Below are 25,575 nucleotides of genomic sequence, written 5' to 3' on the forward strand. Positions count from 1 at the left end.
AATCTATTGCTCTTTATCCTGTATCCAATATACCGTATCCGGACCATGATGCCGGTATAATTTCTCAAGACATGAAACGTCAAGTGACAGGTTTACGGAAGGGAAACTATGGATCACGCAGCCACCGACGGGTACGAAACGGCTAGATACTATCCGAGAGAGAAGCTTGCGGAGTCTCGCCAGCTGCGTACGATAAGAGCCATCGCGGTTTCCGCGCCAGATTGGATAGAGGGCACCAAGTCAGAAAACGCGCTTAACAGCGCCGACCCAGCAAGTCTTTTTAACGCTTGCCGCTATGCTGCCGACCTCGCACAAAGAAAAATTGGTGCTTGGTCCGATAGTAATTGGTCAGCTCCGACTTCCTTACTAAGGGAATGTTTCCTATTAATGTATTCTCTCGATGATATAGATCGGTTCACGGCACTTGTTTTATCGCAGCGACCAAATCTCTTATTACTTGGAGCGATGACACTTTGCATGCCTGGTGCAGTTGAATGCGCCAAGCGGGCAAAGGAACTTCTGGGAGATGAAATTCTCATCGTACTCGGCGGACGACATGTGACGGAAACGATCTATCTACAAAATGAACGTACGAGAGAACCCTCAGCAGTGCGCCATCACAAGGCGTCACCGGGCCGACTTATCAGAGAAAAGACCATACCGCCGATATTCGATATTGTTGTGTCAGGTGACGGCGAGCATATCGTAGCCGAAATCGGTAATGCGCTAAGTAGTTGCCCGCCAAAAGCTCTCAACGACATCGCTGACAAGATAAGACCCGAGGCACCGGGGCGCTGGATTGTCGATTTCCCCGCCATCGATCGGACCCTCATCAGTGTAGGAACGCCGCTGCGTTATGATGATATGCCGTCCATCCCCACAATATTCGGCGTCTCGGCGTCGTTCGATGTTTTCGAGGGTAGGATGACGTCTCATGTTTTTAGCGACACGGGAAGAGGTTGTGTCTACGACTGCGCATTTTGCAGCGAACGGCGGGCCGTAACTGGCGGCATACAAGACATAAAAGGCGCTCCGCGCAGGCTTTATCGTCAGATGCGGGACTCAGCGATGGTAATCGGCAGAGATTCTCCTAACCGTGGCGCGAGTGCATTCGTGGAAGATTCAATTTTTTTAAGCGGCAGCCCTGTGGCCATAAGTCAGTTCTGCGACTTGATGGAGTACGACCCGATAGACATCGTTTTCGGCGGCCAGTTCACCATCGACCAAATCTTGCGTCGCAAAGAATTGATTGAACGTCTTGCCCAAAATGGTCTCCGTTACGTGTTCGTTGGATTGGAAACATTCGAACCTGAAGAAATCGGCGGCATGAGCAAAGATCTCGATAAGGAGGTCAGTTCTTGGCAAGATCGGTTCGCTGAAGCGCTCAGCATCCTTGGAAGTTGCGGTATATCTTGTGGCTGCGCACTGCTGTTTGGGCTTGGAGAAAAGCACGCCAGCCGACTTTCATTGCTTAGAACCTTAATAAAATATCGAAAAACAATCGGACAGCCAGTGGTGGTTAGCGCAAATTGGGCGGTTCAACATCCATTGAAAGATATGCCCGAAGGCGCGAATGAAGACTATTTGCGATGGGGCACTCCAAAAGGCCCATTGCTCAAAGCATTTCACCGATTTGGAGAGGCATCTTTGGAATACCCTATATCAGGCGTTACACCGCCTGGGATTGCGGAGGTCGAAGAAATCATAAAGCTGCTCGATGAGTTGGAAAACATCGATGTCTAAATCAAACACAACTGACTTAGCGCAGATCGGTATTTTCCCAGTGGGAAAGCTTTTTGCGCCACTTGTACCAGCCTTCAATGCCACGACACTCGTCGTCAATCGCTACGAAGAGCTTTCTCCTATAAGCAATTCTAGCCTGACCGAAGGAAACGGAAGTGCTTTTTCCGGGCTTTACTACGGCGGCATTGACACACCAACCACACTTCACTTGGCTCATCAGATCGCCAAAATCGAGAAGGGAACCTTCGCCGTACTGGCACCTTCTGGGCAAAGCGCCATTCACCTATTGCTTGCCGCTTTGATTACACCGGGAGATCATCTCCTCGTTTGCGATACCACTACCTACACGACCTGCTGGCTATTTGAACAACATTTCCGTGCTCTTGGAATAGATATAGAATATTTTTCTCCAGAGGACGCTTGTGTCCTGTCTCACCGAATGCGCGCCAACACCAAGGCGGTTTTTTGGGAGTCCCCCGGCTCATTCACATTCGAACTTGTGGATGGAAAGAGCATCGTGGAAGCGTGCAGAAATCATGCTGTGATGACTATCATGGATAATACTTGGGCCGCTTCAACCTTTTATCATCCGTTGGATGATGGCGTAGACGTCGTTGTGTTGTCACTGACGAAATCCCACGCGGCGGCGGCGGGCATCTCACTCGGAGCGATCATCACGAACAATCGGAGCCATTTCGAAAAGGCTAAATCAGTCACTGCGCTTTTGGGAAGCCATGTAGGGTCAGAAGCTTGTGCGAGCGCGATTCAGTCAATGAGTACCCTTGGCGTGCGGCTCTCCCGCCAGATGGCCACGACGGCTCGGATGCTCAAAGTCCTTCAAGGGATGAATGGAATTAAGCGTGTTTTCCATCCGTCCTTGCAAAATGAAAACAATAATATATTCGATCGTGATTACACAGGCTTCAATAGTCTCGTATCCATAGAATTGGAATGGTCTGTAAGTGAAGTCGTAGAACGATTGAATCGACTGAGCGTTATAAAGCTGGGCTACGGATGGGGAGGCACATTAAGTCTTGCCAATCATTTTGACCCGTCTGGATGGACCTCCGCTCATCGGCTCGGGCTAAGCGACAGCTGCGTCCGCTTTTATTTCGGATTGGAAGATGCCGACGAGATTGAACAAGACCTACACAGGGCTTTCAATTCTTAAACTCCCGTAGGTTTCGACGGCATGCTTTTTTTTCGGTTTTAGCCTCATCATCCGTTGCGGCCTTTGCTGGTTTTGGCCGCACACTCACCCTCATTTTCGCCCCCGCAGAAACGCCCAGTGGCGGCCAAGCCGAAGCGGAAAGTTAGATAAATAGAGATTTGTCTTGCTGTCGCGACGCCTTCGGCGTGGTTGAAAAGCCGCTTTTGCCCACAGTGAGACTAAGTTCCTATGTGAATATCCAATTAGATTCCAGCATGTGCAAATTTCCACTTGCTTTGTTTAATTGGATACCATATCCAATATCCGTAATGATATTGCAGAATGGGGCTGTAGCTCAGTTGGGAGAGCGCGCCGCGAAAGCAGCGAGGTCAGAGGTTCAAGTCCTTCTCAGCTCCTCCAACTCATCCACTTAAGCAACTTCGCGTACTCAGGAGGGGATATGGCCACTGTCGTAAAATCCGAAAGGATCGTATTCTCCGAGACCGAACTGGTTGCGGCAGTGCAAGCCTCAATGGTTGATGAAAAATTCAACGAACTCATCATCATGTGCGGCCATTTTATGCTTTTCTATTCGCCTCACGAACGCCGTCTGGTGCCGGGGATACTTGAGGAGATCGAAGATGATAATCTTCGCCAAGCAGTATCTGACAGAGTTGGTATTTTCCCACTGTATACTTGGGATCTAGGTATTCGAATTGGTGAACACTACAAGGCCACTTTCGAGAAGTCAGTAAAGATTCTCTTGCTAATCAATGATTGGCAATATGTACCCGATCAAGGCGAAGCAGGTGATTATCGTGGCGCATTCTATGACAGCTTTCTGCAGCTTCCATCACTCTATTCCAGCCGGTTACAGGCGTCCACATACTTGGGTGAGCAGGACATACTCCCCAGTAGACGACATAATTTGGCATTTCCTGAGACTTGGCTCCGATATCGATTTCAGAACGCAGCAAAGCGCCTTGTAAAGCAAGGAAAGCTACAGAAGCGCTACCTCCTAGACAAGCCTGGGCAGTCAGAAGTGTCCTTCACGGATGAAAGCGGTACATCCCTACCCTTGATTAGTTGCGGCATCACTGGGTGCGCGGGCGAAATTACTGAGATGATATCGGAGGTTCATCGAAGCGGAGGACGCTATCTGTTGATCCTTGCTCCCGCCGAATGCCACGCTCCGATCCAAGCCGGCGTCGAAATTGCTCTCTCGATTTATGATTTGAGCGGAATGATGGTTCTCGTTGCCGATACGGGGGGAAGTGGAGAAGCGACGGTCGACCATATATTCAGGAATGGTGTGAGTCTCGCCACCTTTGTTTCTTAGGAGAAATAGGATGCGAGCGATTCATGATCTCGATTTCATTTACTTTGATGCAGCAGCCACAACGCCATGCCGACCAGAAGTAGTGGCTGCCATGGAAACTTGCTTGCGCCAAGAATATGGAAATCCATCCTCAGCACACGCAATGGGGACGATGGCAAAGCGTGCGACCGACGCAGCAATTGAGAACATCGCGCAAATCCTGGGGTGCACAGCCGCCGAAATTACGGTCACGTCGGGAGCCACCGAGAGCAACAACATTGTTGTGCTCGGTACGACGAAAAGTCGGGGAAACGAAAATATCGTTATCTGCCCAATTGACCACAAGTCCACGCTCGAAGCCGCAGAGGAGATGGCACGGCGCGGCGTAGAGATACGACGAATGAAAATAGGTGAAGATGGGCGCATTGATCTGGACCACCTAAAATCGTTGATCGACGAGAACACAACACTCGTGAGCCTTGCTTATGTGAATTCAGAAATCGGGGTAATTCAGGACATCGATGGGATCGGAAGAATACTCGATAGTCAAACCGCGCTCCTGCATCTTGATGCAACGCAGGCGGTCGGCAAACTTGCATTGAATGTTGCCAATTCTCGCGTGGATGCGATGTCCATTTCAGCTCATAAGATTGGCGGCCCGAAGGGAATAGGAGCGCTATACGTCCGCAAAGCCAGAATGGCGGAACTAAAACCTATTACGTTCGGTGGCGGGCAATTTCGGCTGAGAAGTGGTACGCTTCCATCACAGTTGATCGTAGGATTTGGTGTAGCAGCAAGGGAGCTATATACATCCGATCTGTCGGAAAGATGGAAGGATGCTCTTTCGCGTCGTGCTGCTCTTATTGACCTGCTCCAAACGAATGGTGTCAAATTTCACTTAAACTCACCAGAAAACTATTCTGTGCCAAACATTATAAATTTCTCGGTTCCGGGTGTCCGCTCGGAGACCGTAATCAAGGGCCTACGCCGGGTGTGCTTATCATCCGGCTCAGCCTGCAACGCCAAGAAACTCGCCCCCTCATACGTTCTCAGAGGTATTGGCCTTGACGATCAAAGGGCAAATGCGGCCCTTCGTGTGTCGTTTGAGCCAGACATGCCTTTTAACGAGTTTAGCGAAGGTGCACGCCTTCTAAGCGAGAAAATATCGCAACTCCAAAATTTGGCAACATGGGAGATTTGACATGTTTGAGCATGAACGTGTGGCCATCGTTACAGGCGGAGATTCGTCGGAACGCAACGTGGGCTTGCTTACAGCGGAAAATGTCAGTGCGTCTTTTGACAGAATGGGAATTACGCACGAAACTTTCGATGTACCAGATTATCAGGGCTTCCTGAATCTGTCATTGGATGGTTTCTCACGGGTCTTCTTGGCTCTCCACGGCGGATTCGGCGAGAACGGGATGGCGCAAAGCTACCTTAAAGGTAGAAATATTCCGCATAACGGACCGTCACCACAAGCCAGCGCGATCTGCATGGATAAGCTCCTCACCAAGCATGTTGCACGCGGCTTGGGTATTCGTGTACCAGAATATATCTTCTACGAAGATGCGTCTTCCGTGTCATTCGATGAGATTACTGATCGCTTTGGAAGCCGGTTCATAGTTAAGCCGAACGGTGAAGGGTGTAGCCAAGGCGTAACACTCGTCCAAGGAAATTTTGGGGCATTTGACGTCGCAGTCAAAACAGCCTCGTCGTATGGGCGCGGCATTCTTGTCGAGGAGTTTGTCAGTGGCCAAGAACTCTCGGTCTGTTATTTTTATGATCGGATGCTTCCCACATTCGCCGTTGGATATACAAGTGAATTCTTTAGCTATGAAGCAAAATATGAATCTGACGATACTCAGACTTGGCTTCTGGAAACAGACGAAAAAATCATGGAAACCGTTAACAGGGACGGTAGTGTCTTCGCTAAAGCTTTAAATCTTCCATATTACCGGGCGGACGTGATTATCAGTAACGGCGCACCGTATCTGATCGAGTTCAATACTCTACCGGGCCTTACTTCGCATAGTTTCTTTCCGCGTGCCTGCGCGGAAATTGGAATCGGGTTCGACGAAATGGTCTTGTATCTAAACAATCTGAAGAAACGACCAAACGAAATCTATAGCTCGCGATAAGACACCCACGTATCCCGCCGCTCATCTCCGGGCGAATTTTGAGAATATTACGAATATGATGCCCACGACGACGACAGCAATCCATCCCCTGAGGATGGGGGTACTAATCATGAGCGCTGCAGCGCTCTTAACACCGTTTTCTGACGCCCTGGCGAAAATTCTCGGGGAGAGTCATTTTGTGTCGGCAAGTGCAATAGCTTTGGTGCGATTCGCACTTCAGACTATCTTCATGTTCCCTCTGATGCTCGTTCTTGGCGGTTGGCAAGCTTTTCGCATTAATCGTCCAATTCAAAATATCCTACGTGGAGCTCTCCTAGCTATAGGCAGCATTTCTTTTTTTGCTGCATTGCGCTACATGGCATTGGCGGATGCCATCGCCATATTTTTTGCGCAACCCTTGCTCGCTGTTGTCTTGTCTGTCGTCTTTTTACGTGAATTTCCAGATCGTCACAGGGTTTCTGCTGTAGGTCTTGGATTTATTGGCGCGCTGATCGTGATCCGACCAAATCTTATGGCATTTGGTGTAATAGCGTTGTTACCTCTCGCTTGTGCCACATGCATAGCTGTCTACTTTCTTCTTGGTCGGCATCTATCAACCGGTAATTCGTCCCTCGCAATGCATTTCTATACCGGTCTCGGCGCGCTCCTAACGCTGCTCGCCGCTATTTCAATTAGTTCACTTTTCCCCAGCGTTTCGCTTTCGTTTTCCATTCCTTCAAATGCCAAGGTGTGGATGCTTCTCGTACTCATGAGCTTTTTGGCCAGCGTCGTACACCTAATGTATATTCAAGCCTACCGGCGAGCACCCGCCGGTCTGCTGGCCCCGTTTAATTACTTGGAGATTGTCTCAGCCGCAGCAATCGGAATAATCCTTTTCGGCGATGTTCCCGATCTCCTAAAGACTATAGGAATGTTAATCATCGTCGCTTCTGGACTATTGCTCGCGTGTAAAGACAAGGCAATCACTCAGAAGATTTCGGAAAATCGAGTCCAGCCTTAATTACACAACTATAGCCAGAAAACAGCAAACCATCCCAGATTGTTATCGTTTCAGGACACAAAACTCCGGTCGCAGAAGCGCCGGGGTTTTGTGTGGTCCACCTGAATCATAGGTGCTTGGTTACACCTGAACGATGAGCGATTTATGCTGGAAATGGTTGCGGGGGCAGGATCTAATCTTCACTTGCGCCCCGAGCAAGTAAAGATGGTTGCGGGGACGGGCAAACATCACAACTTGCTCTTCGAAGCAGACGCATGACCTGTAATATCTGCCCGCGCAACGCGTAGTTGCTACCTTGTCCGCAGTTTTCGAAGGTCAATTCAATACGTCTCAAAACGAGTCGATTACGCTCAAAATTCGTATACAGCCTCATCAAAATCAACCCCGAGCGAGAATAAGGTAAGCGAAATATCCGATGTAGCAGCAGACGAAGCCCGCGCCTTCGGCCCGGGAAAGTCTCTTGCCGCTGAGAAAGGCCGGAACACAAAGCAGCGTGGCCGCCGCCATGACGGGGATGTCGACGGAGATCAGGTTGTCCTCCACCGACATCGGATTGCCTGGAACCAACATGGTCAGGCCCAGGATAACAGCGATGTTATAGAAGCCGCTGCCGAGAAGGTTACCGACGGCGATGTCGCGTTCGTTGCGCATCGTCGAGACGATTGTCGTCACGAGCTCGGGGCTCGACGTGCCGATAGCGACGATGGTCAGGCCGATGCGGGCCTCGGAGACCTGCAGCCGGCGGGCGAGTTCGGTCGATCCCCAGACGAGCCAGTCGGCGCCTGCAACGATTATCGCAATCCCGACAACCATGGCTACTGCGCTGATCGATCCTGCGTGCGGATCCTCCCGCACCCTACGAGGCAGGGCAGGCAACTCTTTCTCGGCCTGGGAGATTCTCTTGCGCGCACTCCGGACGATCAGGATCGTATAGCCGACCCCGCCAAGCAGAAACATGATGCCCTCGGTCCGCGATAGGGAGCCGTCTGCTGCTAAAGCCCAGAAGGCCGCTGCGGCGACAACCATTGCAGGAAGCTCAAACCTGAGCGAGGCGGGCTCCAAGACCACGGGTCTGAGGAGCGCGCACAAGCCAAGGATAAACAGCAGGTTGAAGGTGTTCGTGCCGGCGATGTTGCCGACCACCAATCCTCCCTCTCCTGACAGGGCGGCATCGATGCCAACGGCAAGCTCCGGCGTGCTCGTTCCGAATGCGACGACTGTAAGTCCGATGACCAGCGGTGAAATGCCAAGCTGGCGCGCGAGCGTCGAACCGCCCCGCACCAGCATTTCGGCTCCGCCGACGAGAGCCAGCAGGCCAGCTACCGACCAGATAATTGCGACCGTCACAGCATTCCCTCCGGCGCGAGCGCCGAACGAGCAGCTGAGCTCACGTTCCGGTCTGCGACCACCTCCCGGATCAGCCGATCTCACCCACAGGCTGGATATATGTCACGGTAAGATGATCGGGGAACTTCAACGCCGTTTTGACGGCTGTCCGGTCCACGGTACCCAAAAGGCACGTGCCCAGCCCCTCGGCTGCGCAGAACAGATAGACATTCTGCGCCATGATGGCCGAGTTGACGCGTGCGGCGATGACCAGTTCTTCTGGCGCGGACGTCGCGATATCGCCGGCGGCGGCCGCCAGCTTCTCGCCGTCCGAAACATAGATCAGCACGACCGGTGCACGCCGCACGAACGCCGTGGGGCTGACATCGGCGCGGATATCCGCATCGGACACTTTTTCGAGTGTATTGGCAGCAGAATTGTAGAGGCTGACGCCATCCTCGAGGGCGACATAGATGTCGACGTCCTTCGAGCCGTGCCAGGCGGGTGCTGTGGTCTTGCCTTCGTCCGGGCGGTTCACGCCATTGGCTGCCCACAAGACTTCCAGCACTGTTTCGCGGGGAACGTCGGCACGCCCGAAGCGCTTTGTCGAGCGGCGCTGCTTAAGAGCCTCCTGCACCGAGACACTGGCGGCACCGCCTGCGGGCGTCTGTGCGTTGGCCGCACCGACGATGCCAGCGGATGCGGCGGCACTGGTTCCGGCGAGAAAAAGCCTTCTCGAAAGCTGTTGTGTCATGATCTGTCCTTTCCTTTTTGTGAAGAGTGTCAGCTCATGTCCATTGCCGCGAAAGGGCATTGAGGACGTCGGTACGGCTGATCTGGCCAACAAGGCGGCCATGGCGAACAACGGGGAACCGTCTGAACGAGCTTGCAACGAAACGCTCGCAGGCTTCGACGATATCGATGCCCGCATCGAGCGTTTCGAGCTCGGTACTCATATAGTCGGCGACGCTGCCGCCCCATTGTTTGTAATAGGAGGCGTTGAGCGCGGCCTTCAGGCAATCGCGCTTCGACAGGACGCCGACGAGATCGCCCGCGTCGTCGATCACGCATGCGCCCGACACTTCGTTCTGCATCAGGACGGAGACGGCGCGCACGATTTCCATGTCCGGAGTCAGCGTGATCAGGTCGGTGCGCATATGATCGGCAACCGTGTCGAGCTTCATCGTTTCATTCCTCCGGGTCTTTTGCACGCTTGGCACTTGCCGCCGCAGGCCGCGCCACCGCACGATCCTTTCAGTGGCGCGCGGCCGGCAAGAAGGCCGGCGGACAGCGCCAGCATGGCGACCCCGGTCAGAAGAATGGCGGCGATAACCGTCTGCATGTCTCATGCCCTCCCGTGATCGACGAAGAGCCTGTTGGCTCTGGCCTCAATGCCATCCCCCTGGCGCAGCAGATAAAGCACGGGCAGACGATTGGCGGTGGCGAAGGCAAGGCCGCGTTCGGACCCCATCACCAGAAGCGCTGTCGCAAATGCATCGGCCTCCAGCGCCGTCGGGGCCAGGACGGAAACCGAGGCAACGCTGTTGTGAACCGGCTCGCGGGTGGCGGGGTCGATCGTATGACTGTAGCGGCGGCCGGCAATCTCATAGGCGTTGATGGCGTCACCCGAGGTGGCCATCGCCATGTCTGTCAAGGGAAGTGCCGTATGGATGCCCGTGCGTAGCGGATCTGCAATGCCCACGCGCCAGGGAGCGCCGTCAGGTCTCCGGCCGCGGGCAGAGACTTCACCTCCCACCTCGATCAGGAAACCAAGCACGCCCTGCGCAGCCAGGTGTTCTGCAAGCCGGTCCACGGCGTAGCCCTTGGCAATGCCGCACAGATCGAGCGACAGTTCCGGCTCCGCCTTGGATAGGCCTTCGGCGCCGAGGGCAAAAGCGATATGAGGACCGGATTGCCCCGATGCGATCGGCCCGAAACCGTAACGATGGACATCTGGCCCGACGCCCGGATCGAACGCGCCATCGGTCAACCGCGCGATCTCCAGGGCTTTGCCAGCGACGGTTCTAAATGGAACGGAGACTGCGAACGGTGCAGTGCTCGAGCGATGGTTGAATTGAGAAAGCTCAGAATCGGCGCGAAACGGGCTCATCGACTGATCGATCCCCGCCAGTATTTTTCGCAGGTCCGCACCAAGCCCACCGGCATCGGCGTCAGCGGGTACGGTGACCTGCCATCTCGTGCCGAAGGCGCGACCGGAGATGCGCACCAAATCGCCAGCATCGGCCCACGCGAATGACGCCATGGACATCAGTCCAGCCAGGCCACCCAGTCCAAGCAAAATGTCGCGCCGAGTCTTCATGCTCCTAGATCCCGAAATCGTCATTGAAGATGCTTTCGCGTTCGACGCCGCATTCATCGAGCATCGCGTAGACGGCTTCGATCATCAGTGGCGGTCCGCACAGGTAATATTCGCAGTCCTCCGGCGCCGAGTGATCCTTGAGATAGGCCTTGAAGACGACGTCGTGGACGAAGCCCGTCTCGCCTTCCCAGGCGTCGTTACGGGCAGGCTCCGATAGAGCCGGCACCCAGCGGAAATTCTGGTAGCGTCGCGCAAGCTCATCGAATTCTTCGGCGTAGAACAGTTCACCCCGGCTGCGCGCGCCATACCAGAAGCTGATCTTGCGCCGGCTTCCCTGCCGTTCAAGCATGTCCGTTATGATGGCACGTAAGGGGGCCATACCGACGCCGCCGCCGATGAAGACCATTTCGCGCTCGCTGTCCTGAGCCCCGAAGTGACCGTAAGGACCGGCAACTTCGACGGCGTCGCCTTCGCGCAGCCCGAACAGCCACGACGAAACGATGCCGGGAGACGCCTGCGGTTTGGCAGGCGGCGGCGTGGCCAGACGGATGTTGAGGACGATCAGGCCAGCATCACGGGGCCGGCTGGCGACAGAATAGGCGCGAGAGACCGACTGGGAGCTCTGTGACGAGAGCTTGTCTATGCCGAGCTTCTTCCATTCGGCGGCGTGCTGCGGCTCCAGCGCGATGTCGGAAAAGTCGAGGCGGTAGGCAGGTGCCGTGACCTGAACGAAATTGCCCGCGCGAAAGTCGAATTGCGCACCCTCCGGCAGGGCGAGCACGATTTCCTTGATCAGCGGTGTGACGCTGCGCGATGACGCCACGCGGCATTGCATCGTGGTGATGCCGAGGACCTCGTCCGGCACGGTGACAGCGACATCGTTTCGCACGACGATCTGGCAGGCGAGGCGCGTTCCCGCCCGAACGTCGGCAGGCGAAAGTCGAGCGCGCTCCGTCGGCAGCGGGTCGCCTGTTCCCGAAACCCCGCTCACCCGGCACAAGCCGCAAGTTCCGGCGCCCGCGCAACCCGAGGGTACGGCGACGCCGTTGGCGTTAAGGATGTCGAGCAGTTTGAAGTTAGCCAAAGCCGCGATCTCGCGCTTACCATTGACGGTGACCGCGACAGGCCGTGACGGCAGCAGATAGTCCCGGACCGTATGGACAAGAGCTGCAAGTACGACGAGCAGCACGGAAATGAAGCCGATGCCGAGCAGGATCTCCGTCATAGCACGCGCACTCCCACGAAAGCGGAGAACGCCATCGACAGAAGGCCCGTGACGATGAAGGCGATGCCGAGGCCCTGCAAGCCTTCGGGAACGTTGGCGTAGCGCAATCGCTCGCGGACCGCCGCCAGCGTGACGATCGCAAGCGCCCAGCCGATGCCTGTGCCGACGCCGTAAACCGTGCTTTCGGCAAGGTCATATTGCCGCTCGACCATGAACAGGCTGCCGCCGATGATGGCGCAGTTGATGGCGAGAAGCGGTAGGTAGATGCCAAGCGCGCTATAAAGAGCGGGCACGTAGCGATCGAGCAGCATTTCGATGATCTGCACCATCGCCGCGACGATGCCGATGAAGGTGATGAGCCGCATGAAGCCGAGATCGACATCCGGCAGGCCGGCCCAGCCGAGTGCACCTGCGCTGAGAACATGGGCATGCAGCAGATAGTTCAAGGGGACGCTGATCGACTGCACCACGATCAGCGCCACGCCCACGCCGAATGCCGTTTCCACGCGCTTGGAGACGGCGAGGAAGGTGCACATGCCGAGGAAGAAGGACAGCGCCAGATTCTCTTCGAAAATGGAGCGCTGGAACAGTTCGATCATGTCTCCGCCGCCCTTTCCTGCTCGCGCAGCTCGAACTCGGGCGCTTCCGTCTGGGCCGGTCGCAGGCTGCGAACGGCCCAGACGAGAAGCCCCAGAATGATGAAGGCGCTCGGTGCGAGCAGCATCAGGCGCAGCGGCTGATACCAGCCGCCGTCGGCGACCAGCGGCAGCACGCCGATGCCGAACAGGCTGCCCGAGCCGAACAGTTCGCGGATCGCCGCGACCGTCAGCAGGACGAGGCTGTAGCCCAGCCCGTTGCCGACGCCGTCCACCATGCTGGGTAACACTGGATTGTGCAGCGCATAGGCTTCGGTGCGGCCGAGCACGATACAGTTGGTCGCGATCAGCGACACGAACACCGTCAGCCGCTGGCTCATCTCATAGGCAAAGGCCTGCAGAAACTGGTCGGCGACGATGACCAGGGAGGCGATGATGGTGATCTGCAGGATGATGCGGACGGAGGACGGGATATGGCGGCGGATCGCGCTGATGATGCCGGCCGAAAGGCCGAGCACGACGGTCAGGGCGATCGACATGGTGAGAGCGGTCGACATCGATGTCGTGACCGCGAGCGCCGAGCAGATGCCGAGAATGTGCACGGTGACAGGGTTCTTGTCGACGAGAGGGTCGGTCAGGTTGCGGAAGGCGATCGTCACCGGATTTCTCCTTTCTTCAATTTGTCGAGGAAAGGTCCAAAGCCGTGCTCGCTCATCCAGAATTCGAGCATGTCGGAGATCGCATAGCCGGTGACGCTGGCCCCGGAGATGCCGTCGACCTCGTAGGGGCCGCTGGCATTTCCGCGCACCACGGAAATAGCGAAATCGCCATCGTCGAAGATGCGCTTGCCCGCCCATTGCGCCTGCCAGCCATCCTCGGCGATACGAGCGCCGAGGCCCGGCGTTTCTCCCTGTTCGTAGACAGTGAAGGCGGCGACCGTGTCGAGATCGGCTTCCAGCGCCAGATAGGCGCGGATGGTCGACTGATATCCCGCGCCGCGAACCGGAAGCACGACGAGCGCCAGATCGTCGCCGCGGCGCAGAAGGTAGACGAGCGCGTGATTCTCACGGCGGCCGAGACCCGCGAGGTCGTCCGCGCGTGGTACGGTCGTGCTTCTTTCAGTATCCGCCGCCGCGGCGCGCTGATCGAAGCTCGCCGGGTCGATATCGGCGGCGACCGTTCCGCTGGCGAGGTCGATGACGAGTGTTTCGACGCCGCTCGCGCCGGATTCCTTTAATATCTCGCCGATCCCGGGCAGGTTCTCCAGCATTGCGACCATGCGGCCCTGTTGCTGGGCGGCGATATTGGCCTGCTGGATCGGACGCAGGGTGACAGTCGCGACCGAGACGGTCACGCCGCAGCCGATGGCCACCAGCAGCGACATGCCGATCGTCTTGACGCGATCGGTGTTCGGCCGGTCCAGAAAGCCGCGCCAGAGACCTGATCGACGGCTGCCGGGAGGGGTATCAGCCATATCGCCTCGCCCTCCGTTTCACATGGACGGTCACGACCAGGAAGTCGATCAACGGCGCAAAGATGCTGCTCATCAGGATGGCGAAGATCGCGGCTCCGAAAGCCGAGCCGGCCTGCGAGAAAAGGCCGATGAGCAGGCCGGTCAAGATCCCCTGTGCCCAGCGGCCGGGATTGGTGGCGGCGGAGCAGACCGGATCTGCCGCCAGGAAAAGGATAGCGCAGCCGATGGCGCCCGAGAGCAGGAGAGACGCGACGTCCTGACCCTGCATCCAGCTGGACAAGACCATTGCACCGACAATGGCAAGCAGCAGACGCCATGACGCCTGCCCGCTGAGGAGCAGGAGAAGCGCTGCCGGCGCCAGGGCGGCGACAGGAATGTCGGGACCAGTCCGATAATCGAAATCGGTGAAGGAGAACATCAGGAAAGCCAGTGCCGCGACTGCCGGATGCACGAAATTGCGTCCGCGTCCGCCAAACACCTGTTCGGCGATCACCACGCCGAAGCTGATCCCCAGAGCCAGTTGCCAAAGCGGCGCGTCGACAGGAACGAGGAGCGCGATCAGGGTGGCGGTGATTATGCCGTCGAGCCCGATCCCGATGCCTCGCACGCGGGCGAAAACAAACTGCCAGCCGACCGTCACGACGAGAGCCAGCAATAGCCGTATGGCGAAGGCTGAACCGGCGAAGGAAAGTATGAGCGCAACCGGCGCAATCAGGCCCAGAAGCGCGGGCATAACCGCGCTGGCCAATGGGATATGTGCGAAGCGCCCGGCGCGCAAATCCTGCAGAAAAGCGGTCATATCGCCTTCTCCAGCTCATCGAGCGTCGCCCTCAGCAAGGCTCCGTAATCCGTGCCGGAACCGTCGACATGGCCGAGCAGGGCGAGGTCTTCCTCGACGATCTCCAGCGCCCCGAGTTTCGCGGCCGCTTCCACATCGCCGGTGCTGATAGCGCGCAGAAACGGCGCAGGCAGGATCCCGCAGGGTGCGGCCCGCTCATGGACGGCGTTGGGGATAAGCGGCGCAGGAAACCGCTCACCGGATGAGGTAAGGTAACGGGCGACGAAGGAGCGGCGGGCTGGATGTCCGTGCGGCATGGCAGTGGCCTGCACGTCATAGCGCCGCAGGAAGTGCTCGACCATGCCGCAGAGTGGGGAGCCTGACAACAACTGGACTGCGGGGCTCACGAGCGTGCCCTCGAACAGATCGCGCAGATTGGCTCCTGGAGGCACAAGAGCCAGACGCGGCGTGCGGGTTCCCGGGCCCGTCAGTGCGACGACGCGCTGCGTCCAGATCCGGCCCGTATCCAGAAGACAGCCGATCGCGATCACATCCTGATAGCCGATATGCCAGACCATCCGGGTGGCATCGACAGGGTGAATGTGATGGATATGCGTTCCTGCAAGTCCTGCCGGATGCCTGCCGGAGAAGGCGACCGATTTGGTGCCGTCCACCACAGGTAGCGACGCATCATTGCCATGACAGATGTAAACCGGGCCGTCGGTGAGGTGGCACAGCGCCGCGGCACCCAAACGGAACCATGTTTCGAAGCGTTTTATGACCGGCGCCGGATCGCCCGCCAGCGGCGCCGTGTCCATGGCGGTGAGGAAGATCGCGTCGGGGATTTTTGCGGGATCGGCGATCCGCCCGAACGGGCGAGTGCGAAAGGACTGCCAGCAACCGCTCGTCATCAGAAGCGACTGCATTGCTTCTCGATCCGGCTGCGCGGGCCGGTCGAATCGGATGCCATCATCCCCATCAATATCGATGACGATCGAATCGAGGCTTCTGCGCCGGCCATGTGAGATTGCCCGGACCGTTCCGGAAAGGGGGGCAGTGTAGCTAAGGTCGGGGCGTCGACGGTCCGTAAAAAGCCGCTGCCCCGCTAGCACGCATTGCCCTTCCGCGACGTCGAAGATGGGGCGCAGGTCAGGATAGTCATCGCCAAGAAGCGCAGCCGAGCGAACCGCAACTTCTTCGTCGATCGTCTCTGCCGGTTTGCCTTCCCACCGAAGATCGATGCCGCCTTTTACCCTCACCTGCAATACTGACGCCCCTCCGATTATGTTCAACTCAACCCGGTTTCGCCCGAAACATTGACGGCCTCCGATAAGATTATGGAGGTCGACGGCAGTGCCATTGATTATGATCAATTTGCAAAGCGATCTGGGTAACTGTGATATGCGCTATAGGTCGTATCGCTGCAGGTACCTTTATCCTGCGATCAACCGAGCGGCGCGGGCTCGGTTGATCGTTCACGACAGGGCCGTTCAATATCCGTCAGGAGCCTGTAACCGTTTGCGAAAGTGCGGCTCGCAATTTCTCTTCCTGTTCCGGCGAAAGCGACGTCTTGAGTACACGACCGCGCAACCCCTCGAACTCCGCCAGCACCTTTTCCGGCTGCACCTTTCGGACAAGCACGAACAATGCCGAGGAGTTGTTCGGGATCGTTTCGCCAAGAGATTTGATGAACGTGTCGTCGATGCCATAGTCAGCGAGCGAGCCGGACAAGGCGCCAACACCAGCCCCCGTCAGGCCACCGATGGCGATGCCGGCAAGCGGATTGAGGAACAAAAGCCCCACCAGACCGCCCCACAACGTGCCCGACAGCAGGCCTGACGCCGCCCCAAGGGTTGTCAGATTAAGGCTCTGCTTGAGATGAACCTTGCCTTCGCCGTCACGAACGACGACGACGGCATCCTCCAGATCGACCAGATACTCTTTTCTCAGGGCGGCGAGTTTGAGAAGCACCTTGTCGGCTTCATCAACCGTATCGAAACCGACGACTATCAGATCGGACATGCTTTGTTCTCCTGTGTTGTCATCACTTTTTCCGTAGCTTCCCGGGCCACCTGCCCTGCCCAGCGATAAGTCTTTATCGCGAGAGAAAGATCGGGACTGTCGGGTTGGCCAGAATGGTACGAGTTGCGCTACCGAAAACGAATTCGGTGATCCGGGACTGCCCGTAGGCGCCCATGACCATCATATCGGCACCAAGCTCTTCTGCCCGGGATAGAATAAGATCACCGGCATTGTCGCCTTCCAGTCGGTCAAGCGTCACCCTGATCCCGTGGCGTGCGAGGTGGAGAGCGATATCGCTTCCGGGATCTTCCCCCAGAAGCCTTGCAACCTTGGGCTCGGGAACAACAACAACGTGAACGGCGCGAGCAGTTGTAAGGAATGCCATTGAATCCGCTATGGCGCGGGCCGCTTCCCGGCTGGCATTCCATCCGATCACGATGGTTTCGGGGATGGCGCTGTCACCTGGCCAGGTGGCAGGCAAAAGGATCGAGGGTCGACCGGAGGCAAAGATGATATCCTCCGAAACCGTAAGAGCTGTCTCCGCACGAGCCGGATCTCGCCCCGTTCCGACGATGGCCAGAGAGGCATGCCGGGCGTGCAACATGAGCGCTTCGCCCGTTTCATGAGAACATATCCGCAGTTCGCAGTTTACACCGCTGGCGGAGGCAATCTCCGAAAGGATCTTCCGAAGCTGCTCTTCGGCGTCGTGTCGGCGCTTCTCGAAAGCGGTTATCATGCTGTCGATCGCAGCCCCCCGGGCGAAGCCATGCGAGGGAGTTGCGATCAAATCTTCCGGCACAAAAGCAACAACGACGTGTGCATCCCATACACGTGCAAGTGAAACAGCATAATCAATATAGACCCGGCAGACAGAAGCTTCCGCTGTGTCGATATAAACGACAATATCTTTTGGCGTATTCATTCCATCTCCCCGTCGCCCGCCTGCTTGACCAACTTAACGATCGATTATCATTAGTCAACAGCTGATGATAAGACCGATGGAGATATGTCCCCTGGCTCAGTTCCAGCCTGCATTCAATTCCTGCGCGATCGCGACAGGTGACCGGATGAGGTCTCCTCGGGCCTGATGCCTTCTGGCGCCTCAATCTCGTTCGTCGGGTGAGGCTCTGCGACTGTGCTCGGAGCAGTCCACCCACAATTCGTCTGATGTTTCTGCACCCGGCGCTTCTTCCGCACCTCCACAGTGAACGGCTTTACTTGTTTCATGACGACCTCAGGCTCCGTGTCGTTTATCGATGATCTCGCTTGAAGTCAGCGATCGCCGCAGTGCAAGCGCCAATGCACTCAGGCCGCAACCGGTGATCAGCAGATCGATCGCCAGCAGCGCGCCGATGATCCAGAGGCTGTTGACGGGCCAGCCCATCAGAATGACCATTGAAACGAGCACGGTGGTGGCGCCTGCCGCAACCAGCCAGCCCCAACCCGAAACAGGTCGAACCGCCAGACCTGCGGCAAATCTGACAATGCCTGCGACCAGCAGGCTGAGCGCCATGAGCAGCGTGAGGACGCTGGATGCCAATACCGGATTCCAGAATGTGACAAGGCCCGCCCCAACATACAATGCGCCGATTGCGATCAGCCCCAGCAAATAAGCCCGACGCTCCATTTGAACGGCGAAGACGATATGCGCCGCACCGGCCAGCAGCATCGTAACGCCCAAAAAAAGCACCGAAACGACTGTCGCCAGCAGAAGATTGGACAGGGCGGCAAACGCAATCAAGAGAAGTGCTATGCCTGCGGCCAACAGCCACCGCCATCGCGACCGTAACAGTCGCAGGTCGGTGGCATCGAGCATTCTGAAGTTCATGGTCGTCATGGGTTTTTCCTCCTGGAACTGCGGGTGTTCACGCGTGTCAGTTCCCGCCGACGATCTTGCCAGCCAGTATGAACGGGCTTGAAAGAACCGCACCGGCGGAATTGAACACAAAGGCTCCGGCTTGCCTGATGTTTTGCGGGTCGCCGGCGCCATTGCGAGCCGAGAGTTTCGGATAAAGGGCAGCGAGACCGACGAAGCGATTGTGTCTGAAGCTATCGGACGCCTCGATGTCCGATATATCGATCACCTGTACATTCGCCTTGCGCGTTGCCTCCTCGATTTTAGGATCCGTCACGTCGATCCTGCCCAGACGCTGACGTTCGGTAGATAGAAGTTCCGACACCTGCAGTGCCCTGTCGTCCTTGGACACAAGGATGGTCATGGGCGGGTTGAGTGGCCCTATCGCCGCCAGTTGCGCTTCAAACACGTCGACGTCGATGTCTGGCGCCGCGAGCACCACCTGCAGTCGGCGGATGACCGCATCCTTGCCTGTAAGCCGAAGCTGGCGCACCGCTTCCGTCGTCAGCCATCCTCCCATGCTATGGCCGACGAGCGTGATCAGTCCCTGCGTTTGCTTGGCTGCAAGCGTGGCGAGCAGATCCGCCAACTGGTCGCGCGAAAACGTCACCGCGTCCTTATCCGCGACGTAGCCGCTCAGAGCCCCTTCGGACGGCCAGGCAAACAGAATCGGAGCGGCGCCAGTGCCGGCATCCGCTGCCATTTGTGCGACGCGATAGACGGCCTCGGTGAAATTGGTGTTGTAGCCATGCACAAACACGCCAACGCTTGGCGGTTTGCCGTTGCGTTTGCGCGTGACTTCGGTCTCGAATGTCGCCGCGTCGAGGAGCTGCTGGTCTATGGTGACGAAGTCCGTCTTCGGGTTCGGCTTCGATTTCGGCCATTCGACGTTGCCGGCCTTGTGACCCGGCGGGATAGATATCCTGTAGCGGATGTAGCTGACCTCACGGCTGCGCCCGGACGTGTAGACACCGGCCGCGTCGCGCTTTCGCGTGGTTGCGACATAGACGGTAGTCAGCTTCGCCCCCTGGACGGTTTCAGCCGTTTGGGCAAGCAGTTCCGGGCCTGGACGCCCGGCACAGGCTGAAAGCAGGCTTGCCAGGAGAAGAAATACAAGTCGGAGACTGAATTCACGCATTTACTGAAACCAAACAATGTCAAGTGTTGTGGAACCATCGCGCCTTTCGGAACAACAGCGTTAGGCCTGCCGCCGCAAAAGGCGGCGTCAGTATTTTCGGGGCACCAGATTGTCCCATCCGGCCAGGCCGTGATGTGGAACCCGTTATCGGCGTAGACAACCGAACCGGGGAGCGGCGAGCCGCGCCATCCGGATGAAGGAATGACAGGACACATCCATGGCCAAGGCAAAGCCCTCGGCCGCGCAGCCGGCAGCAATCGACGCTTCGTTGGCGATGCCGACCCCAAGGCCACGTATTCCGAACAGACCGATCGTCGCAGTCATTAATCAGCCTCCCAGAACGCTTGAGGCTTCGGCAGCGATCACCTGTTCCTCGTCGGTTGGGATCACGAGCACGGCGAGGCGGCTTGCCGGGCTGCTGATGACTGTCCGGTTCTCGGCGTTCGCGGCCGGGTCGAGATCGATGCCGAGCCACATCAGCCGGGTGCAGATATCGGCCCTGATCGCCGGCTGGTGCTCGCCGATACCTGCCGTGAACACCAACGCGTCGAGCCCGCCGAGCGTCGAGGTAAGCCGCGAAACTTCACCTGCGACCCTGAAACAGAACAGTTCGATCGCTTCCTTCGCTTCCGGCTCTTCGCTTTCCAGAAGCGCGCGGCTGTCGGCACTGATGCCGGAGACGCCCAGCAGCCCTGACCGGTGATAGAGGAGATCCTCGATGTCGCTGAGATCGCGACCGGATCTCGCCAGATGCAGCACCACTCCGGCGTCGAGCGCTCCGCAGCGTGTTGCCATCGGCACACCGTCGAGCGTCGAAAACCCCATGCTGGTGTCGCGGCTGGCACCGTTGCGCATGGCGCAAAGGCTGGCACCGGACCCCAAATGGGCGACGACGACCTTGCCCGCCGCATGCTCCGGCCAGTTGCGGGCCAGTTCCCCCGCTATCGATCGATAGGAAAGCCCGTGAAAGCCATAACGTTTGATGCCTTCCTCGTGGAGCGCCCTTGGCAATGCGAAGCGTCGCGCGACCTCGGACATGGTGCGATGGAAGGCAGTGTCGAAAGAGGCGGTCTGCCTGAGCTCCGGTCGGAGGCGCGTGATCGCACGGATGAGGCGCAGCGCCTGGGGCTGATGCAGCGGTGCAAGCGGTACGAGCGCCTCCATCTGCGCCATCAGCCGATCATCGATCAGGACGGCACCATCGAACAGATCGCCGCCGTGCACGATACGGTGGCCGATCGCCATGACGCCGGACATGTCGTAATGCCACGAGAGGCGGCCGAAGGCCTCGCTCAAGACATCGTCCAATTCCTCCGCGGCTTCGGCTTCCAGTTCGATGTCGAAGCGATCCGGCCCCTCGGAAAGCTCGAAGCGCAACGGCGTCTTGCGAAAGTCGATCATACCCTTGCCGATGCGTGTGAGCGCACCTTCGGAACGGGTAAAGAGGCCGATCTTGACCGTGGACGAGCCGGCGTTGAAGGTGACAAGCAGTTGCTCGCTCATGGCGTTGCTCCGGTTTGCGGCGCCTGGTTGCGAGCGACGAGGAGCCTTGCGAGCGTTGCCGAGGCGATGCGCGCCGAAAGCGGATCCGAGCGGCTGGTCAGCACGATCGGCACGCGAGCGCCGAGCACGATCCCGGCCGCCGTCGCCCCCGCGAAATAGATCAGTTGCTTGGCAAGCATATTGCCCGCCTCCAGGTCCGGCACGAGCAGAACATCGGCCTCGCCCGCAACCGGCGAGACGATCCCTTTTGTCCTCGCCGCCTCGATATTGATCGCATTGTCGAATGCAAGTGGGCCATCGACGCGCCCGCCGGTGATCTGGCCACGCGCCGCCATTACCGTCAGCGCCGCGGCATCCAAGGTCGACGGCATCTTCGCATTGACGGTCTCGACGGCTGCGAGCACGGCAACGCGCGGCTCCTCGACGCCAAGCGCCCGGAGAAGATCGATGGCGTTCTGGCAGATATCGCGTTTCTGATCGAGCGTCGGCTGGATGTTGATCGCCGCATCGGTAACGATCAGCGGCTTGTCGTAAGCCGGGACATCGAGCGCGAAGACATGGCTGATGCGCCGTTCGGTTCTCAACCCGGAACCGGTCGCGATGACAGCGCCCAGAAGTTCATCGGTATGCAGGCTGCCCTTGACAAGAACCGCGACCTCACCAGCGACAGCAAGCTCCACCGCGCGTGCGGCCGCCGCGTGGCTATGGGCAACATCTTCGATTGCCATATCACCAAGATCGACCTTCGCAGCATCAGCAGCAGCACGGATCTTCGCGACCGGTCCGACCAGCAGCGGCTCGAACAGGCCCTGCTGGCGAACCTCGACTGCGGCCAGGATCGCGCCGGCAGAACAGGGGTGAACGACAGCGGCCCGCACCGGGGGCAGGCTGCGCGCTTCCGCGACGAAGGATTCGTACCGGCTCGCAGATGCCGAGGCCGTGGAGCCAGAGATGGAAGCAGCCTCGGTCCATTCGATGGATTGTTCGGGTGCAAGAACTGTCGCCGTCCCGGTCAAAACAAGCTCACCTTTTTGATTGAAGCAAGTCGTTTCCAGCGCGACCATGCGCGTTTCGGTGTTCTTCTGCCTCACCTTCACGCTTGCCGTGATCGTGTCGCCTGCGGCGACGGGTTTCACGAAGCGGAAGTCCTGCCCGAGATAGATCGTCCCGGGCCCCGGGAATCTTGTGCCGAGGACGAGCGAAACGAGCGCTCCGGTCCAGAGGCCGTTGGCGACGATCTCGTTGAAGAGCGTCGTCGCTTCTGGCGCCGCATCGCAAGAAGCCGGCCAACTCCCGCCAGCCATGGCAGTCAGCAGATCGATATCGTTACGCCCAGCAACACGGGTGAGGCTCGCGGTATCGCCGACCTTGAGATCGGCGAAGGTATGGTTTCTCAGCAAATTGTCCGCCATCGCGCCCTCACTTCTGGAACACATAGGTGCCGGGCGAAGCCGCGATGGGAGGGAGACCCTCCAGTCATCCGTGCCCTCAGCGCCTCGCGCGTCCAATCGATGGTGCGATAGACCTCTGTGCCCAAAGTTTTGTCAGAGATTTGCGTTGCCTCAACGTCCAACCTGCTCAAATCATTCATTGTCGCTCCCGACTGATCGGTAGGGTTGCTGTTGTCTGGCATTCCTTGTCATCGTTCATAAGAAACTCGACGACCTGGGATATCAGGATCGCGAGTTCGTGATCCTTGCCGCTCTTCTGGAGGGCTGACGTGCCGATAACGTCACGAAGGATGCTGACACCGGCCAGGAGAGCGGCGATCATTGACGCGCGCGGCTCGGACACGAGCTGACATTTGGACGCGAACGGCTTGACGAAGCCTTCGTCGATGAGCTCACGAAAGACCCGCGCAGCTTCGGGGCTGGAAAAGGATCGAGCGAGGATGTCGAATGGCCGGATCTCGTTGGCGCCCTTGTCGGCGAGGACGTCCTTTGCCAGTGTCATATGCAACTCGCTCGCCTCTCCGACCAGCCAGACCTCCGGGCGAAGCATCGCCCTGACGGCCTCCCGGAAAAGCTTCTCCTTCGACCCGAAGGATCGATGCACGTAAGCCATGTCGACGCCGACATCGGAGGCAATGTCACGAAGCCCTGTCTCTTCGTAGGAATGTGAGGAGAAGCGCAGGATCGCGGCCTTGAGGATGCGGTCACGCGTTGTGTCTTCCACGACCGGGCGGATAAGTCTGTTGGGCATAATCTCTCCAGATTGACGGTTGAAAGGTTTATCGGCATAAGTGTGGCTAGTCAACAGCGGATGACTTCCCTTTAGCTAACGCTGGAATGTCCTGTTCGTTCCATTCCTGCAAACTCGGAGTACTCACGCCGAATTACTTGGCGGGGATCCGATTCATAGCAATCCTGTTCGGCAGTAACGATCCAAGCGTCGCAACGCCGTCTATCACTTCGCGTCCAATGTCAGGTCAAGATGGAAATCGATGCTTTCTACACATTCACCATTGCTATCACGCTTTTGTTGGTGGGCAAGATCGTCACCTTGAAGACGCCGCTCCTGCGAAAATATTCCATTCCGGAACCTGTGGTTGGAGGACTTCTCTGCACTGTTGTCGTCGCTCTCTTCTATGCAACGTTCGATAGACGCATCACCTTCGATCTGCAGATGCGTGACTTCCTGCTGCTGCTGTTCTTTGCGGGCGTTGGGTTGAAGGCGGATGTCAAAACATTGCTTGCAGGCGGTCGCCCGCTGGCCATTCTGCTCTCACTCGCAATCGCCTTCATCCTCATTCAAAATCTCGCCGGCATTGGCATGGCTACTGTCTTCGGCCTTGAAGCGAAGGCCGGACTGATGGTCGGATCAATTTCGCTGACGGGTGGGATCGGCACGACGCTCGCCTGGGCGCCGATTTTCGTTGAACGGCTCGGTATCTCGAATGCGATGGAACTGGGTGTCGCGGGCAACACCATCGGATTGATCGCAGCCTGCATGATCGGCGGCCCAGTCGCTGCTTACCTGATCAAGCGCCATAGCGTCGCCCCTACTCATTCTGCGGAACTCGACATCGGCGCTTCCAATGACGGTCGGCAATCCAGGCTGGACTATTTCTGTGTCCTTTGGGCGCTCCTCGCCCTGAACCTGGCTCTGATTCTCGGTCTCGGCATCAGTCACATTCTCGCTCTCACCGGTCTCAATCTTCCAGGCTTCGTAAGCTGCCTCATGGCCGGGATCGTCGTCCGGAACCTCATGCCGATTGCTGTCAGTTCCAGGGTGCTCAGACTATGGCCCGGCGTGGATGACGGCCTTGCCCTGATATCAGACCTTGCGCTCGGCCTTTTTCTGACGATGGCATTGATGGGCCTTCAGCTCTGGCAGCTCGACGGGGTCTTTATATTCGTTGCCTGCACCCTGGCCGTTCAAATCGTACTCGCGATCATCTTCACAATCGTCGTCGTCTTCCGTCTTATGGGACGCGACTACGAGGCCGTGGTGATGTCGGCCGGCTTCGGAGGGATAGCTCTCGGGTCGACGGCGACCGCGATCGCCAACATGACAGCGGTCACCCAGCAATATGGCGCATCGCATCGCGCCTTTGTCGTTGTGCCTCTGGTGTGCGGCTTCTTCATTGATATCGTCAATGCCTTGATTATTTCGGCCTTCGTCGGCTGATGAAACCGTTTCGTTTCATCATGTTTGCAGCGGCGAGATGGTTCATGGGAGTTCGTCACCCGACTGGATACGAAGCCGGCCACCGGCACGCCGGCGTATTGGAGGCTTGACCATTGACATGTGTGTCATCAGGTGATGATATGTTCTGAATTTCAAATCACGCGCTGATGATACTGGGGCAAATAGCAGTTCTTCACGCAAACACTCAGGTGGGCAATGAAGAACGCTCCAACAAAACCGCATCTCGCGGCGGCTTCCCAAAGTATACGCCTCGCTTACATGAGGAAAATCAGGTTCAAGGCCTGCCTTGACGACCAATGGCAGGCCCCTGTTGCCCTTGTCAGACTTCGAGAATTTTT

General features: G+C 57.6%; 25 protein-coding genes, 1 tRNA gene and 1 pseudogene. 8 read left to right on the forward strand and 19 right to left on the reverse strand.

Annotated features, from left to right (window positions below; all coding sequences use genetic code 11):
* Positions 1 to 108: 108 nt before the first annotated feature.
* The 7 genes from KWJ32_RS20815 (at position 109) to KWJ32_RS20845 (ending at position 7,349) form a co-directional block, all read left to right on the forward strand.
* The gene (locus KWJ32_RS20815; RefSeq protein WP_151610424.1) at positions 109 to 1,743 is read left to right on the forward strand and encodes a B12-binding domain/radical SAM domain-containing protein; all 1,635 of its coding nucleotides are present in this window, start codon (positions 109 to 111) and stop codon (positions 1,741 to 1,743) included.
* Entirely contained in the window at positions 1,736 to 2,914 is a 1,179-nt protein-coding gene (locus KWJ32_RS20820; protein ID WP_172873653.1) for a PLP-dependent transferase, read from the forward strand. Before KWJ32_RS20815 ends, KWJ32_RS20820 begins: the two co-directional genes overlap by 8 nt.
* Before the next feature lie 323 nt (positions 2,915 to 3,237).
* Positions 3,238 to 3,313, forward strand: a tRNA-Phe gene (locus KWJ32_RS20825).
* 40 nt (positions 3,314 to 3,353) lie between these two features.
* The gene (locus KWJ32_RS20830; RefSeq protein WP_151610426.1) at positions 3,354 to 4,232 is read left to right on the forward strand and encodes an LPD16 domain-containing protein; all 879 of its coding nucleotides are present in this window, start codon (positions 3,354 to 3,356) and stop codon (positions 4,230 to 4,232) included.
* Between the two features lie 10 nt (positions 4,233 to 4,242).
* Positions 4,243 to 5,412: a cysteine desulfurase family protein gene (locus KWJ32_RS20835; protein WP_151610427.1), complete on the forward strand. Its 1,170-nt coding sequence runs from the start codon at positions 4,243 to 4,245 to the stop codon at positions 5,410 to 5,412.
* A gap of 1 nt (position 5,413) precedes the next feature.
* Positions 5,414 to 6,349 (forward strand): D-alanine--D-alanine ligase, encoded by a 936-nt coding sequence (locus KWJ32_RS20840; RefSeq protein ID WP_151610428.1) that lies wholly within the window; start codon positions 5,414 to 5,416, stop codon positions 6,347 to 6,349.
* A 94-nt stretch (positions 6,350 to 6,443) separates the two neighbouring features.
* On the forward strand, positions 6,444 to 7,349 hold the full coding sequence (locus KWJ32_RS20845) for a DMT family transporter (RefSeq protein WP_255487933.1): 906 nt from the start codon (positions 6,444 to 6,446) through the stop codon (positions 7,347 to 7,349).
* 378 nt (positions 7,350 to 7,727) lie between these two features.
* On the opposite strand, the gene KWJ32_RS20850 is transcribed toward KWJ32_RS20845, so the two are convergent.
* The 19 genes and pseudogenes from KWJ32_RS20850 to KWJ32_RS20940 all read right to left on the reverse strand — a co-directional run bounded on the left by KWJ32_RS20850 (position 7,728) and on the right by KWJ32_RS20940 (position 23,788).
* The gene (locus KWJ32_RS20850; RefSeq protein WP_112585299.1) at positions 7,728 to 8,696 is read right to left on the reverse strand and encodes a calcium/sodium antiporter; all 969 of its coding nucleotides are present in this window, start codon (positions 8,694 to 8,696) and stop codon (positions 7,728 to 7,730) included.
* A 70-nt stretch (positions 8,697 to 8,766) separates the two neighbouring features.
* The gene (locus tag KWJ32_RS20855) at positions 8,767 to 9,429 is read right to left on the reverse strand and encodes a nitroreductase family protein (protein ID WP_162707404.1); all 663 of its coding nucleotides are present in this window, start codon (positions 9,427 to 9,429) and stop codon (positions 8,767 to 8,769) included.
* Between the two features lie 34 nt (positions 9,430 to 9,463).
* Positions 9,464 to 9,859 carry a CBS domain-containing protein gene (locus tag KWJ32_RS20860; protein WP_112585295.1) on the reverse strand — a complete coding sequence of 132 codons (396 nt, stop codon included), beginning with the start codon at positions 9,857 to 9,859 and terminating at the stop codon, positions 9,464 to 9,466.
* Positions 9,856 to 10,017: a hypothetical protein gene (locus KWJ32_RS20865; protein ID WP_192799859.1), complete on the reverse strand. Its 162-nt coding sequence runs from the start codon at positions 10,015 to 10,017 to the stop codon at positions 9,856 to 9,858. The genes KWJ32_RS20860 and KWJ32_RS20865 overlap by 4 nt, the downstream gene beginning before the upstream one ends.
* A gap of 3 nt (positions 10,018 to 10,020) precedes the next feature.
* On the reverse strand, positions 10,021 to 10,995 hold the full coding sequence (locus tag KWJ32_RS20870; protein WP_192799860.1) for an FAD:protein FMN transferase: 975 nt from the start codon (positions 10,993 to 10,995) through the stop codon (positions 10,021 to 10,023).
* A 4-nt stretch (positions 10,996 to 10,999) separates the two neighbouring features.
* The gene (gene nqrF / locus KWJ32_RS20875; protein WP_112585291.1) at positions 11,000 to 12,220 is read right to left on the reverse strand and encodes an NADH:ubiquinone reductase (Na(+)-transporting) subunit F; all 1,221 of its coding nucleotides are present in this window, start codon (positions 12,218 to 12,220) and stop codon (positions 11,000 to 11,002) included.
* Entirely contained in the window at positions 12,217 to 12,819 is a 603-nt protein-coding gene (nqrE, locus tag KWJ32_RS20880; RefSeq protein ID WP_112585289.1) for an NADH:ubiquinone reductase (Na(+)-transporting) subunit E, read from the reverse strand. The genes nqrF and nqrE overlap by 4 nt, the downstream gene beginning before the upstream one ends.
* Positions 12,816 to 13,475 carry an NADH:ubiquinone reductase (Na(+)-transporting) subunit D gene (locus tag KWJ32_RS20885; RefSeq protein ID WP_112585287.1) on the reverse strand — a complete coding sequence of 220 codons (660 nt, stop codon included), beginning with the start codon at positions 13,473 to 13,475 and terminating at the stop codon, positions 12,816 to 12,818. Before KWJ32_RS20885 ends, nqrE begins: the two co-directional genes overlap by 4 nt.
* The gene (gene nqrC, locus KWJ32_RS20890; protein ID WP_112585285.1) at positions 13,472 to 14,290 is read right to left on the reverse strand and encodes an NADH:ubiquinone reductase (Na(+)-transporting) subunit C; all 819 of its coding nucleotides are present in this window, start codon (positions 14,288 to 14,290) and stop codon (positions 13,472 to 13,474) included. The genes KWJ32_RS20885 and nqrC overlap by 4 nt, the downstream gene beginning before the upstream one ends.
* Complete coding sequence (locus KWJ32_RS20895; protein ID WP_112585283.1) at positions 14,283 to 15,089, reverse strand: RnfABCDGE type electron transport complex subunit D; 807 nt, start codon at positions 15,087 to 15,089, stop codon at positions 14,283 to 14,285. The genes nqrC and KWJ32_RS20895 overlap by 8 nt, the downstream gene beginning before the upstream one ends.
* Positions 15,086 to 16,441 (reverse strand): hypothetical protein, encoded by a 1,356-nt coding sequence (locus tag KWJ32_RS20900; protein ID WP_256886217.1) that lies wholly within the window; start codon positions 16,439 to 16,441, stop codon positions 15,086 to 15,088. The genes KWJ32_RS20895 and KWJ32_RS20900 overlap by 4 nt, the downstream gene beginning before the upstream one ends.
* Positions 16,442 to 16,568: 127 nt before the next feature.
* Entirely contained in the window at positions 16,569 to 17,090 is a 522-nt protein-coding gene (locus tag KWJ32_RS20905) for a DUF1269 domain-containing protein (RefSeq protein WP_077548383.1), read from the reverse strand.
* A gap of 73 nt (positions 17,091 to 17,163) precedes the next feature.
* Complete coding sequence (locus tag KWJ32_RS20910; RefSeq protein ID WP_112585277.1) at positions 17,164 to 18,012, reverse strand: universal stress protein; 849 nt, start codon at positions 18,010 to 18,012, stop codon at positions 17,164 to 17,166.
* Between the two features lie 312 nt (positions 18,013 to 18,324).
* Complete coding sequence (locus KWJ32_RS20915; protein WP_151610432.1) at positions 18,325 to 18,927, reverse strand: HdeD family acid-resistance protein; 603 nt, start codon at positions 18,925 to 18,927, stop codon at positions 18,325 to 18,327.
* Positions 18,928 to 18,964: 37 nt separating this feature from the next.
* Positions 18,965 to 20,083, reverse strand: coding sequence for an alpha/beta fold hydrolase (locus KWJ32_RS20920; protein ID WP_151610433.1), 1,119 nt, complete (start codon positions 20,081 to 20,083; stop codon positions 18,965 to 18,967).
* A 168-nt stretch (positions 20,084 to 20,251) separates the two neighbouring features.
* Positions 20,252 to 20,329: pseudogene (locus KWJ32_RS28290) on the reverse strand (enoyl-[acyl-carrier-protein] reductase FabI); the annotation flags it as partial.
* Between the two features lie 81 nt (positions 20,330 to 20,410).
* Positions 20,411 to 21,586, reverse strand: coding sequence for an acetate/propionate family kinase (locus KWJ32_RS20930; RefSeq protein WP_151610434.1), 1,176 nt, complete (start codon positions 21,584 to 21,586; stop codon positions 20,411 to 20,413).
* Positions 21,583 to 22,998 carry a bifunctional enoyl-CoA hydratase/phosphate acetyltransferase gene (locus KWJ32_RS20935; RefSeq protein ID WP_112585275.1) on the reverse strand — a complete coding sequence of 472 codons (1,416 nt, stop codon included), beginning with the start codon at positions 22,996 to 22,998 and terminating at the stop codon, positions 21,583 to 21,585. Before KWJ32_RS20935 ends, KWJ32_RS20930 begins: the two co-directional genes overlap by 4 nt.
* A 175-nt stretch (positions 22,999 to 23,173) precedes the next feature.
* Positions 23,174 to 23,788, reverse strand: a complete 615-nt coding sequence (locus tag KWJ32_RS20940) for a TetR/AcrR family transcriptional regulator (RefSeq protein ID WP_077548376.1) — start codon at positions 23,786 to 23,788, stop codon at positions 23,174 to 23,176.
* 231 nt (positions 23,789 to 24,019) lie between these two features.
* On the opposite strand from KWJ32_RS20940, the gene gltS reads away from it, so the two are divergent.
* The gene (gene gltS, locus KWJ32_RS20945; RefSeq protein ID WP_151610435.1) at positions 24,020 to 25,216 is read left to right on the forward strand and encodes a sodium/glutamate symporter; all 1,197 of its coding nucleotides are present in this window, start codon (positions 24,020 to 24,022) and stop codon (positions 25,214 to 25,216) included.
* Positions 25,217 to 25,575 lie beyond the last annotated feature (359 nt).

The sequence above is a fragment of the Ochrobactrum sp. BTU2 genome (assembly GCF_024539785.1).
In the GTDB taxonomy this organism is placed as follows: Bacteria; Pseudomonadota; Alphaproteobacteria; order Rhizobiales; family Rhizobiaceae; genus Brucella; species Brucella anthropi.